This window comes from Lysinibacillus sp. NPDC097231, from assembly GCF_044761885.1.
Classification (GTDB): domain Bacteria; phylum Bacillota; class Bacilli; order Bacillales_A; family Planococcaceae; genus Lysinibacillus.
In genome coordinates this window covers 24,115-37,875 of record NZ_JBIWDH010000033.1, presented here as the reverse complement: position 1 = coordinate 37,875, position 13,761 = coordinate 24,115, and the positions used below count along the sequence as shown (strand labels likewise).

Below are 13,761 nucleotides of genomic sequence, written 5' to 3'. Positions count from 1 at the left end.
ACACCTACTTTCTAAAAAATAACACCACTTTGTAAAATTACATTCGCGTATGGCGTGATTTCACCAGTACGAATAATCACTTTTGCATTTTTTGTTTGTTCCTTAAATTGTTCATGAGTAATATAAGTAATATTGGATAATTGCTGTTGTATTGCTGTATGAAGAGCTGGATTTTCGCTTATTACTTCTGTTGCTAAAAATGCTTGTTCAACTTTCAAGTCATCAAGAACAGCTTCTAAAATACTAAAAAAACTTGGTTTTCCTAATGTATAAGACAAATCGATGCAGATGGTATCCTTTGGAATCGGTAAACCACAGTCCGCAATCACAATTTGATCTGTATGACCGAGCTTAGCAAAAATTCCAGCGAGTTCTCGATTCAAAATTCCTAATTTCTTCATTCCTCAAAGCCTCCTAGGCGTGCATACACTGCATTTAGTGTTGGCATGCCTCCTTGCGCACCAAATTTTTCAACAGAAAGTGAACCAGCAATATTCGCAAAATATACAGCCTCATCTAGTGATTGACCGTCCACTAAAGCATGTGCCAATGCACCATTAAAAGTATCACCAGCACCAGTTGTATCAACGGCTGTCGTCATATAACCTGGTACATGGATATGATGTTCTCCATCATAGAATCTTGCACCATCACTTCCGAGCGTAATAATCATTTTATTTGGATATTGCTTGAGTAATTGTTCAAAGTCTTCTCCAAATAATTGAGAACATTCCGTTTCATTCGGTGTAATGTACGAAATATAATCCATCCACTCTTTCTTAAAATTTGTTGCTGGAGCCGGATTGAAAAGTACTGGCACATTGGCAGCTTTACACATTTTCAAAGCATATTCTGTTGTTTCAACAGGTATTTCAAGCTGCATTATAACCATCTGACTATTTTTAATCTGTTCTTTTACCAAATCAATATGGAATGGTTTTAATTCATAGTTTGCTCCTGGAACAACTATAATACGATTATCATTCTCATGAACTAAGATATTCGCTATTCCAGTCGGGACACTGACCTTATTTACTGCGTCAACATTAACTTGCTCCTGCTGTAAAATAGATCGCATTGTGTCACCGAAGCTATCTTCACCAACACAACCTACCATGGTCACTTGACTACCTAAGCGAGCCGCAGCTACTGCTTGATTTGCACCTTTACCACCAGGAATTGTTTTAAATAACTCTCCTAAAACCGTCTCACCTTGAGTCGGAAAAACATTCATTTGTACGGCTAAATCCATATTTAAACTGCCAATGACTGTAATCATTTCGCTATTCCCCTCTTGTTGTCCCGCGCACAACTAATTCTGCGGAAATATTAATATTTTTTTCTAGTAATTCTTGACCTTCAATCATTTTTATAAGCATTTTTGTTGCATAGGCACCCATTTCATAAATATCTTGCGCGACGGTTGTTAAACTAGGTGATACCATTTTTCCCATTTGCACACCATCAAAGCCTACAATTTGTAAGTCATTTGGAACATCTCTACCCATAGCCTGAGCCATTTTTAAAGCAGCAATTGCAGACGTATCACTACTAGCAAAAATCCCGTCTACTTCTGGGAACTCTTTTAAAAATTTCTCAGCAACCTTTTCAGAAGGCTCAAAATAAAATGGACTCTCTATGATATGGGTTTGTATATCTTTACCTTCAGTAGCTTGTAAAAACCCTTTTAAACGATCATCTGCCGGACCTAAACCTACTGGACCACGCATACAAACAATATTAGTAGCACCACAATCTAGTAGATACTGCGTACCAATCCTTGCTCCTTCAACATTATCAGTTGTAACAGTTGGAATTGAAGGATGAATCGCACGGTCAAGCGCTACAATTGGCACATCTATATCATAATGCGGTGATGTTAATTGATTTGAAGAAACAATAAAGCCGGCAATATATTTTTGTGTCAGCATATTAATATATTGTTCTTCTTTCTCTGGATTTTCATCAGAATTACAAAGCACAACCGTATAATCAAACGATAAAGCAATATCTTCAACAGCACGAGCAAGTTCTGGAAAGAATGGGTTCGTTATATCAGGTACAATAAGACCAATTAGATTTGATTGTTTTGTACTTAGTGAACGTGCAACATGATTGGGTCTGTAATTCAGTTCAGCGATAGCCATCTCAATATTTTCCTTTGCTGTTTCACTAACATACCCTTTTTTATTTAAGAATCTAGAAACAGTCGCGACTGAAACACCTGCGTTCTTTGCAACTTCTTTTATATTCGCCATTTTCATCATCCCTCATAATTTATCACGCAATGTGTAATCGGTTACACATCGTTACAATTTCCATTTTATAGATAAAATTAGTATAACTCAATGATGAATAATATATAAAATATTATGTAATCGGTTACACAAAATATAAATGACTATTTTAAAATTGTCAATAAAAAATGATACACATATTTCATTATACAAACTGTTTTATAACAATATGCATATTTATTAGATCAATTTCGCATTGGCGTAATTGCGTCCGGATTTTGAATTGTGCTCGCAATTCAAAATCCGTGACATCCGCCGGAGGATTTGGGCCAACAGATGTTTTTGCGCGAAAGCGAAGCGACAGCAGCATGATGTTGGTCACTCAGTCGTTGCCACAGGACGTGGCGTTCTTAGACTGAGTTCCTCTATTTCAGTAGGTGTATGGACACCCACTGAAAAAGTAATCAAAATCGCATTCACCTCAACCTAAAGAGGTGGGGGTCTTCTGTATCTGCCGCTACGCTTTCGATACAAAAACATTTGTTGCTGTCGCTTTGCTTTCGCACAGTAAAGAATTGCTGAATGAAGATAAATAAAAAGCTATCTATTTAGTCATCACTTGACTAGAAATAGATAGCTTTCTCTATTTAGTATGCTACTCTTTTTGCTTCGTATGCTGCGATTTGCTCTTCGTATTTGAATGTCAAAGCAATCTCATCCCAGCCATTTAGTAATGTTTCCTTATAGTAAGGATCGATATTAAAGCTATACACTTTACCATCCTCACCCGTTACTGTTTGTGCTTCTAGGCTGACTTCCATCGTGTACGGCTTTTCTAAGCCCTTTGCTAAAATCTCATCACATTCTGCTTCTGTTAGCTTGATTGGTAAAATTCCATTTTTGTAGCAGTTATTATGGAAAATGTCCGCAAATGATGGTGCAATTACTACATTGAAACCGTAGTCTAAGATTGCCCAAGGTGCATGTTCACGAGAAGAACCACAGCCGAAGTTATCTTGTGCCACTATAATTTTGGAGTCTTTAAATTCAGGTTTGTTTAATACAAAGTCTTTAATTTCATTACCCTGAGCATCAAAGCGCCAATGGTAAAATAAAAACTGACCAAAGCCTGTGCGTTCAATGCGCTTTAAAAACTCTTTCGAAATAATTTGGTCTGTATCGACATTTTTACGATCAAGTGGTGTGATCACACTATTAACGATATTAATTGGTTCCATTTTCAATCATCCCTTTCGTGTAAATCGACAATCAATTATGCCTCGGCATAATTGCGTCCGGAATCGGCTTTGTGCTTGCACAAAGAACTCCTTTCCGATTCCGTGACATCCGCCGGAGGCTTTAACTTCTTTCAGCGGATGTTTGGACACCCGCTGAAAAGTGACTTAAAACCGCATTCATCTCACCACCTATAGAGGCGGGAGACATTTGCTGAAAGAAGTTACACAGTTTCCTTTACGAATTCACGCACATCTACAAAGTGACCTGCAATTGCTGCTGCTGCTGCCATTGGTGGTGATACTAAGTGTGTACGAGAACCAGCTCCCTGGCGTCCTTCAAAGTTTCGATTAGATGTTGATGCACAGCGTTCACCAGCTGGTACTACATCATCATTCATTGCTAGACACATCGAGCAACCTGACTCACGCCACTCAAAGCCCGCATCCGTAAAGATTTTATCTAATCCTTCAGCTTCCGCTTGTTTTTTCGTCGTATGGGAACCTGGTACAACGATTGCTGTTACATTTTCATGCACCTTACGTCCTTGAATAACACTTGCTGCTGCACGTAAATCACTGATACGTGAGTTTGTGCAAGAGCCGATAAATACGTGTTGGATATCGATTGAAGTTAATGGTTGACCTTCTTCTAAGCCCATGTAAGCCAGTGCTTTACGCAGAGCCGCTTTATCTGATTCATCCTCATAATCTGCTTGAGTTGGTACAATACCTGAGACACCTGTACCCATTGAAGGATTTGTTCCCCAAGTGATGATTGGCTCAATTTCTTCCGCTTTGATGATACGAACTGTATCGTAAGTTGCGTCTTCATCTGAAGCTAAGCTTAACCAATATGCAGCTGCTTCCTCAAATTTTTCTCCTTGTGGTGCATATTTGCGTCCACGGATATAGTCAACAGTCGTTTGATCAGGAGAAATAAGCCCCGCCTTTGCACCTGCTTCAATTGACATGTTACAAATCGTCATTCGTTCTTCCATGGAAAGTTTGTGGATAGCCTCTCCAGTGAATTCCACAATATGTCCTGTACCCACACCAATACCAAATTTAGCAATGATTGCTAAAATAATATCTTTTGCAGCTACGCCTACAGCTAGCTCACCTTCTACACGAATCTCCATTGTTTTAGGCTTGTTTTGCCACAATGATTGTGTTGATAATACATGTTCTACCTCAGATGTACCAATACCAAAGGCAATTGCACCAAATGCACCATGTGTAGAAGTGTGGGAGTCCCCACAGACAATTGTTTTACCTGGCTGTGTTAAGCCAAGTTCTGGTCCGATAACGTGGACAATCCCTTGATCTGGATGACCCATTCCTGCAAGCTTAACGCCAAATTCTGCCGCGTTTTTTGCCAACGTTTCAATTTGGTTTCGTGCAATAGGATCATTTATGGTTGGTAGATTTTTTGTAGGCACATTATGATCCATTGTCGCAAAACTTAAATCTGGACGGCGCACTTTACGCCCGTTCATACGTAGACCTTCAAAAGCTTGCGGAGAAGTTACTTCATGAATTAAATGAAGATCAATATATAACAGGTCCGGTTTGCCCTCTTCCTGATAAACAACATGTTTATCCCAAATCTTTTCAATTATATTTTTGCCCATTATCTTCACCTATTTCTTAAATGTATGTTGTCATAATACTTTGTGAGACAAAGCTTGTATCAATCTCGTTAATTACTTTATCTGTCCATTCATTCGTCGATAGTACACGACTGCCATCATGTGCAAGATCTGCTGTGAAATAACCATCATCAAATACTGCGCTAACAGCACGTTCAATTTCTGCTGCCTCTTCCTTAAGACCAAATGAATATTGTAGCATCATGGCAACCGAAAGAATTGTCGCTGCTGGATTTGCTACACCTTGACCAGCAATTTCTGGAGCGGAGCCATGCACTGGTTCATATAGACCAAAATTATCTCCGCGAATGGATGCAGATGGTAATACACCTAAAGATCCTGTAATAACAGATGCTTCATCACTTAAAATATCTCCAAACATATTTTCAGTTACTACCACATCATAGTGTCCAGGATTTGTAATTAATTTCATCGCGACTGAGTCTACTAAATTGTGCTCCACTTGTACATCTGGATAATCTTTTTTCTTTGCTTCCACAACTTCGCGCCATAATCGACTTGTTTCAAGTACATTTGCTTTATCAACAGAGCATAATTTGCCTCCACGTAAACGTGCTAACTCAAAGGCATTTTCAACGATTCTTTCAACTTCTGCAGTTGAGTATACTGTTGTATCAATCGCGCCATTCTCAGTACGCATACGTGGTTCCCCGAAGTATACGCCGCCTGTTAGCTCACGTACAATCATTAAATCGACGTTTTCGGCTACTTCACGCTTTAATGGTGAAGCATCTAGTAAACTCGGGAACGCCTTTACTGGACGTAGATTTGCGAATAAGTCAAAGTGCTTGCGAATACGTAATAATCCTTTTTCTGGACGTAATTCAGGTGGGTTCTGATCCCATTTCGGACCACCAACGGCTCCAAGTAAAACTGCGTCACTATTTTCACACATCTCAATTGTTTCATCTGGTAGTGGATTATTGTGTTGGTCGATGGCAGCGCCTCCGATTGTTGCATATCCTAAATGGAATGTATGGTTGAATCGCTTACCAATCACTTGTAATACACGTACAGCAGAAGCAACAACCTCTGGCCCAATTCCGTCACCAGGAAGTACTGTAATTTTTTTCTCCATCGTCAAAACACCTTTCTTTATATAGCGTTGACATACGCTATTTTAGTAAAGACCCTTACCTATATTTATAGGTAAGAGTCAACAATTACGCCCTGGCATAATTGCGTATTCCAGAGGCTTGATAATCAATTAACTCACAGGCTGGGCACGAAGGCTTGCTTGAATTAAATGGCGGTTAATTGCATTTAAATAAGCTTTTGCGGATGCTTCTAATACATCCTGTGATGAATTTCTGCCAGTGGTTGATAAACCTTCATAGCGAATATTAATGACGGCTTCACCAAGAGCATCTCGCCCTTTACCGACAGATTTTACGCGGTAATCAATAACATGAATATCTCCTTGAACAAGTTGCTCAAGCGTATTGAAAATTGCTTCCACGGAGCCTGAACCTGTTGCAACAACTGTCTTTTCTAGACCTTCTGGTGTTACAACAATCGCTATTGCAGTTGGAATATTTTCTGTACTATATTGCACCTGCACCGTCTTTAATTCAAAGAGTGGAACATCTTCTATTTGAACTTGTTGTTCAGTTAAAAGCGTTAGTAAATCCTCTTCCGTAATTTCTTTTTTACGGTCAGCTAGTTTTTTAAATTCAGTAAATGCCTTATTAAGCTTGTCATCTGAAAGGTTGAAGCCCATTGTTTCTGCACGATCACGGAATGCTGCACGACCTGAATGTTTACCAAGAACGAGAGGTACTTCCCCTTCACCAATAAGGGCAGGTGAAATAATTTCATACGTTTCTGGATTCTTTAACACACCATCTTGATGGATACCAGATTCGTGTGCAAATGCATTTTTACCAACAATCGCCTTATTCGGTTGAATAACCACATTCGTCAATTTACTGACTAATTGAGATGTACGTTTAATTTCTTGTAGATGAATACCCGTTTCTACAGGGTAAATATCCTTACGAATATGAAGAGCAACTGCAATCTCTTCCAGCGCAACATTTCCTGCACGCTCTCCGATACCATTAATCGTACCCTCTACTTGTGAGGCACCATTTTCAATAGCGGCTATTGTGTTGGCAGTTGCCATCCCTAAGTCATCGTGGCAATGGGCAGAAAATTTTACGTTTTCAGCACCTTTCACATTTTCAAGGAGGAATTTAAATAATGCACCATATTCTTGTGGAGATGCATATCCTACAGTGTCAGGTACGTTAATTGTCGTCGCCCCTGCTGCAACAACTTCATTCATAATACGAACTAAAAATTCACGATCAGAGCGAAATGCATCCTCAGCAGACCATTGCACAAGCGGGAAGAATTTTTTCGCGTATTTTACAGCTTCCACCGCTTGTTCCACCACTTGATCCGGTGATTTTTTTAGCTTGTATTCCATATGAATTGGAGAAGTTGCTAAGAAAATATGAATATGCGGCTGCTCGGCTACTTTAATCGCTTCCCATGTTGTGTCGATATCCTTTTGTACACAGCGAGCTAAACCTGTAACAATGGAATTTTTCACTGTGCCTGCAATGCGATTTACCGCATCAAAGTCACCAGGTGACGAAGCAGGAAAACCTGCTTCAATAATTGTCACCCCTAGGCGCTCTAGTTGCTTGGCAATTTCAATTTTTTCTGCTGTGTTTAGATTAATACCAGCAGATTGCTCACCATCGCGAAGTGTTGTATCGAAAATATCAATTTTTCGCACTTGTAGCCACTTCTCTCACGACTTTTTCTTTACCTTCGTTAATGAATGGCATCATAGCACGTAATTTAGCACCAACTTCTTCGATTTGGTGGTTTGCGCCTGCTTCTTTGAATTTTGTATATTCTGGACGGCCATTTTCGTTTTCTTGAATCCAGCGACGAGCAAATGTACCATCTTGGATATCTGTTAATACTTCTTTCATACGACCTTTTACTGAGTCGTCGATAATACGTGGTCCTGCAACATAGTCACCCCACTCAGCTGTATCTGATACTGAGTAACGCATTGTTGCCATACCACCTTCGAACATAAGGTCAACAATTAGTTTTAATTCGTGAAGTGTTTCAAAGTATGCTAATTCTGGTTGGTAACCAGCTTCAACTAATGTTTCGAAACCTGCTCTTACTAATTGTGTAGCGCCTCCACAAAGTACTGCTTGCTCACCGAATAGGTCCGTTTCAGTTTCTTCTTTAAATGTTGTTTCAAGTAAACCGCCACGTGCTGCGCCGATTCCTTTACCGTATGCAAGTGCTAGATCTTTTGCTTGACCAGTTGCATTTTGATGGATTGCGAATAAACCTGGTACACCAGCCCCTTCTTGGAATTGACGGCGTACTAAATGTCCTGGGCCTTTTGGTGCAACTAAGAACACGTCAACATCTGCTGGTGGTGTAATTTGACCGAAGTGAATGTTGAAGCCATGTGCAAACATTAGTGCTTTACCTGCTTCAAGATGAGGAGCAATTTCAGCCTCGTATACAGCTTTTTGGCGCTCATCTGGAAGTAAAATTTGGATAACATCTGCTTCTTGCGCTGCTTCAGCAACAGTTTTCACGTCTAATCCGTCAGCTTTTGCTGCATCGAATGATCCACCTGGACGAACACCAACTACTACATCATAACCTGATTCTTTAAGGTTTAATGCATGTGCGTGACCTTGTGAGCCGTACCCGATGATTGCGATTTTTTTCCCTTTTAATACTTCCTCGTTGATGTTTTGTTCATAGTACATAGTAGCCATTGTTTGTTTCCTCCTAAATTTGGGTTTGTTTTTTTAATTTTAGATGCATGATACGTAAAAAGTACTTTGCACCTAAAGCTATCAATTTTATATGCAAACTATTTTAAAATAGAGAGCTGCGTATTCGAGATCTTTTGTGTTTCACGAACAGATGCAGTGGCACCTGTGCGCGTTAATTCTTTAATACCATATGGTCGAATGAGTTCAATAAAGGCGTCAATTTTATCTGGATGTCCTACTACTTGATATGTGACAACGTTTTTCGCTGTATCAATAATTTGTGGACGGAATGGTTCAACAATTGAATTCATTTCCAATCGTAAGTTTGGTGGCGAAATGACCTTCACAAGTGCTAATTCACGAAGCACAATCGATTTATCTGTAATATCATTGACCTTTAACACATCAATTTGCTTTGATAATTGCTTCACTAGCTGTTCAATTTTCTGCTCATCCTCTACGTTTACAACGAATGTCATTTTCGAAAAGTTTGGCTGTTCAGTATGACCAACTGTGATTGATTCAATATTGAATTGACGCTTCATCAGTAAGCCTGTTACACGGTTTAACACACCGCTTTGGTTAATCACTGTTACTGTAATTACTCGTTTCAATTCTTTTTCACCCCAATCATTTCATGTAAGCCTTTGCCTGGTGCTACCATTGGGTAAACACATTCAAGCTGTTTAACGCGACAATCAATCAACACTGGATCATCCGAAAGCAATGCCTCCCGGAAAATACTTTCCGCTTCGTCGATTGTGTTAATTCGATAGCCTTTAATGTCATATGCATCGGCTAACTTCACAAAATCTGGTTGGATTGGCATTAGTGAAGATGAATAACGCTCCTCGTAGAATGTTTCTTGCCATTGGCGTACCATACCAAGACAGCTGTTATTTAAAATCACAATTTTTACTGGTAAGTTGAATTCTTGTAGTAGAGAAAGCTCTTGTGCAGTCATTTGGAATCCTGCATCTCCAACAATCGAAACAACTTTTTTGTCTGGCTTCGCAAACTGGGCGCCAATTGCGGCTGGGAAGCCGAAGCCCATCGTACCAAGTCCACCAGACGTTACCCATCCATGATCGTTATTTAGGCGATAATATTGAGCAGACCACATTTGATGCTGACCAACATCTGTAGTGACAATTGCGTTACCTTCTGTAATTTTATGCACTAGCTCTAATGCTTCCTGCGGTAAAATTTCTTTATCGCCAGGCTCCTTGCTGTACCATAATGGATACTCAATTGCATTATTTTTTAAGAATGCTAACCAATCTGTTGTATCTGGACCCTCAAAGTCTTTTTTCAACAATGCTTGTAAAGCTTGCTTTGCATCTGCAACGATTGGAATATCTGTCGGCACATTTTTTCCAATTTCCGCTGGATCAATATCGATGTGTATAATTGTCGCATTTGGAGCAAATGTTGCTAAATTCCCTGTTAAACGGTCATCAAAACGGGCACCGATATTTAACAATAAATCTGATTTTGTAATAGCTGTATTCGCAGTTACAGTGCCATGCATACCAGCCATCCCCATAAATAATTCATGGTCTCCATGGATAGAACCAAGTCCTAGTAATGTGTTTGTTACTGGAATACGATATTTTTCAGCAAATGCTGTTAATTCCTCTTTGGCATCTGCAAAGAGCACTCCAGCACCAGCTAAAATTACTGGATTTTTTGCCAACGAAATTGCCTGAATGGCTTTTTGAACTTGTAAATAGTTCGGTTTGTATGTTGGCTGATATCCCGGTAAATAAATTTCTTCAGGAGCTTTCGGTGGGTTCTCTACATCAAACAACATTTGTGAAACATTTTTCGGGAAATCCACTACAACTGGACCTTTTCGACCAGTGCTTGCGATATGGAAAGCTTCTTGGACGATGCGTGGGATATCATTGACATCCTGCACCTGATAATTGTGTTTCGTAATTGGTGTCGTAATCCCCATAATGTCCGCTTCTTGGAAAGCATCTGTTCCAATCACAGATGTTGCAACTTGACCTGTAAAAATAACTAAAGGAATAGAATCAATCATTGCATCAGCAATACCAGTTACAAGGTTTGTTGCTCCTGGACCACTTGTTGCAATGACAACACCTGGCTTACCAGAAACACGCGCATAACCTTCTGCTGCATGAATTGCGCCTTGCTCATGCCTTGTTAAAATATGACGTAACGGATTCTTATACATTGCATCGTAGATTGGTAGTACTGCCCCACCTGGGTAACCAAAAATAATTTCGACACCTTGATCATGCAATGCCTGCACTAATACGTCAGCACCATCTTTCGCTTGATAGGTTTGTTCAGCTTTTGCTGTTGTAGCTAATTCTTCTCTTTCATTGATAGAAACATTCGCACTCATCAAATATGCCTCCTTTTTATCATTTCATTTCACATTAGTGATGCGCATCAGTGAAGTTTTACTAGCTGGCTCTCCCCTTGAAAAGAGATTAAAAAATAATAAAAAGCCCTTTTCTCCACACGCAAAGAATTACCTTACGTAGGGATGAAAAAGACTTTCCATGGTACCACCCTTTTTTATAGCAAATAACCGCTACCTCGCGAATAAATGAAAGCATTTATGGACCAATGCAAGAAAACTCGCATCCAATACGGCGTCATAAATCATTTATTCATTAATAACGAGCACTTTCGATTATGCCCGGAGCTATCTAATGGCGACTGCGCGTTTAATAGCTCACTCCGAGGGGATGTCGGATCTAGTTGTATCGCCGGCTTCCAGCACGACCGGCTCTCTGGTAGATACAAGGCTCTAGAACCTTTAACCTCATCAACGTTTTAAGTTATTAAATTTTCATAACGCCACCTGTAGAAGCGTTTGTTACTAATTTTGAATATCTTGCTAACCAACCACGTTTGATTTTTGGTTCAAATGCTGGTAGGTTTGCTCGACGCTCAGCTAATACTTCATCTGATACTTCTAAATTAATAGTACGATTTGGTAGATCAATTATGATCGTATCACCATTCTCTACTAAAGCGATTGGACCGCCTTCTGCTGCTTCTGGTGAAATGTGTCCGATTGAAATACCACGAGATGCACCTGAGAAACGACCATCCGTAATTAATGCGACCTTTGTACCGAGACCACGACCTTGAATCGCAGACGTTGGTGCAAGCATTTCAGGCATCCCTGGGCCACCTTTAGGTCCTTCATAGCGAATGACGACTACATGGCCCTCTTTAACAGTTCCATTATCAATATTTTCTTGCGCCGCTTCCTGTGAATCAAAGACAATTGCTTCTCCTTTGAATACTTTAATAGAAGGGTCTACAGCTCCTACTTTAATAACAGAACCATCTGGCGCGATATTACCAAATAAAACGGATAAACCACCAACTGGGCTATATGGATTGTCTTTCGTACGAATAACTTCAGCATTTGTAATATGATAATCCTTTACAAGCTCACCCATTGTGACACCTGCCACTGTTGGACGGTCTGGATGAATTGCTCCTGGAATTGATACTAATTCATTAATGATGGCACTAACGCCACCTGCTTTATTAATATCATCCATCGAAATATCTGACGCAGGCATAATTTTTGCTAGGTATGGAACACGCTCTGCTACTTTATTAATATCTTCAATGTTATAATCAATTTCAGCTTCATTAGCGATTGCTAACGTGTGGAGGACAGTGTTTGTCGAACCACCCATCGCCATATCAAGTGCAAAAGCATCATCAATTGCTTCTTTTGTAATAATGTCACGTGGCTTGATGTCTTCTTTAATCATACGAACTAATTGTTTAGCAGCTTCTTTAATAAGCTTATGACGCTCTTCAGAGGTAGCGACGATTGTGCCATTACCCGGTAATGCTACGCCAAGCATTTCCATTAAGCAGTTCATAGAGTTTGCTGTAAACATTCCTGAACATGAGCCACATGTTGGACATGCATTGTTTTCAATATCTAACAGCTCATCAGCTGACATTTTTCCTGATTTAAGAGCCCCTACACCTTCAAAAACTGAAGTTAATGAAAGTTGCTTACCTGTAGCAGAAGTACCAGCCTCCATTGGACCTCCAGAAACGAAGATTGATGGTACGTTAGTACGAACTGCTGCCATTAACATTCCAGGTGTAATTTTGTCACAGTTTGGAATGTAGAATACACCGTCAAACCAATGTGCGTTAATAACAGTCTCAGCAGAGTCTGCAATAATTTCGCGACTTGGTAATGAATAACGCATACCAATATGACCCATTGCAATACCATCATCTACACCGATTGTATTAAATTCGAATGGAATACCACCCGCTTCAATAATGGCTTCTTTGACAACATCAGCAAATGTACGTAAATGAACGTGACCTGGTATTATGTCGATATAAGAATTACAAACCCCTATAAATGGCTTGCCTAAATCTTTTGCTTTTACTTTGCCTGTTGCATATAAAAGACTTCGATGTGGCGCACGATCTACGCCTACTTTAATCATGTCACTTCTCATTTTAAACGCCCCTCATTTATTGCTATGTTCGTTGCTATATACAAAATGTTCTGTCTATTTTAATTTTGTGTATATGTTAATTGCCTGTAAGACAACTAACTGCTGTAACGAACGTGTTAAATTGTTGTTATCATAGTACGAAAAAAAGGTCACGTCAACAGTATTTTTTGAATTGTTTAAACAATTTAAATAATTCGTCAAATTTGAAATCGTTTTCATGCTGATTAAGCATCACTTTTATCTCGTTTCGTTAAATATTTTGACATTTCGTTCAAATTTAAATTTTTCAACTATTTTTTGCGTAATTTTTCTAAAACCTTTAAAAGTGAGTGGATAGTATTACAGTGAGATAGCAC

At 39.4% G+C, this 13,761-nt stretch carries 11 protein-coding genes; all 11 read right to left on the bottom strand.

Translation table 11 applies throughout. The annotated features are described in order from the left end of the window. Nucleotides 1–11 precede the first annotated feature (11 nt). Entirely contained in the window at nt 12–401 is a 390-nt protein-coding gene (gene rbsD / locus ACIQXF_RS17760) for a D-ribose pyranase (protein ID WP_402785379.1), read from the bottom strand. Then, nucleotides 398–1,279, bottom strand: a complete 882-nt coding sequence (gene rbsK, locus ACIQXF_RS17755; RefSeq protein WP_402785376.1) for a ribokinase — start codon at nt 1,277–1,279, stop codon at nt 398–400. The genes rbsD and rbsK overlap by 4 nt, the downstream gene beginning before the upstream one ends. A gap of 4 nt (nt 1,280–1,283) precedes the next feature. Beyond that, nucleotides 1,284–2,258: a LacI family DNA-binding transcriptional regulator gene (locus ACIQXF_RS17750; protein ID WP_402785373.1), complete on the bottom strand. Its 975-nt coding sequence runs from the start codon at nt 2,256–2,258 to the stop codon at nt 1,284–1,286. Between the two features lie 626 nt (nt 2,259–2,884). Then, entirely contained in the window at nt 2,885–3,475 is a 591-nt protein-coding gene (leuD, locus tag ACIQXF_RS17745; protein WP_402785370.1) for a 3-isopropylmalate dehydratase small subunit, read from the bottom strand. Nucleotides 3,476–3,696: 221 nt separating this feature from the next. Next, complete coding sequence (gene leuC / locus ACIQXF_RS17740; RefSeq protein ID WP_402785367.1) at nt 3,697–5,106, bottom strand: 3-isopropylmalate dehydratase large subunit; 1,410 nt, start codon at nt 5,104–5,106, stop codon at nt 3,697–3,699. A 16-nt stretch (nt 5,107–5,122) separates the two neighbouring features. Then, complete coding sequence (gene leuB / locus ACIQXF_RS17735; protein WP_402785364.1) at nt 5,123–6,223, bottom strand: 3-isopropylmalate dehydrogenase; 1,101 nt, start codon at nt 6,221–6,223, stop codon at nt 5,123–5,125. A gap of 129 nt (nt 6,224–6,352) precedes the next feature. Next, complete coding sequence (locus ACIQXF_RS17730; RefSeq protein ID WP_402785362.1) at nt 6,353–7,891, bottom strand: 2-isopropylmalate synthase; 1,539 nt, start codon at nt 7,889–7,891, stop codon at nt 6,353–6,355. Continuing rightward, nucleotides 7,878–8,912, bottom strand: a complete 1,035-nt coding sequence (gene ilvC, locus ACIQXF_RS17725; RefSeq protein WP_402785359.1) for a ketol-acid reductoisomerase — start codon at nt 8,910–8,912, stop codon at nt 7,878–7,880. The genes ACIQXF_RS17730 and ilvC overlap by 14 nt, the downstream gene beginning before the upstream one ends. A gap of 98 nt (nt 8,913–9,010) precedes the next feature. Then, a complete protein-coding gene (ilvN, locus tag ACIQXF_RS17720; protein ID WP_402785356.1) occupies nt 9,011–9,526 on the bottom strand; it encodes an acetolactate synthase small subunit in 516 nt (171 codons plus the stop codon). Further along, a complete protein-coding gene (gene ilvB, locus ACIQXF_RS17715; RefSeq protein ID WP_402785353.1) occupies nt 9,523–11,289 on the bottom strand; it encodes a biosynthetic-type acetolactate synthase large subunit in 1,767 nt (588 codons plus the stop codon). The genes ilvN and ilvB overlap by 4 nt, the downstream gene beginning before the upstream one ends. Nucleotides 11,290–11,734: 445 nt before the next feature. Next, the gene (ilvD, locus tag ACIQXF_RS17710) at nt 11,735–13,405 is read right to left on the bottom strand and encodes a dihydroxy-acid dehydratase (protein WP_402785350.1); all 1,671 of its coding nucleotides are present in this window, start codon (nt 13,403–13,405) and stop codon (nt 11,735–11,737) included. Nucleotides 13,406–13,761: the final 356 nt, after the last annotated feature.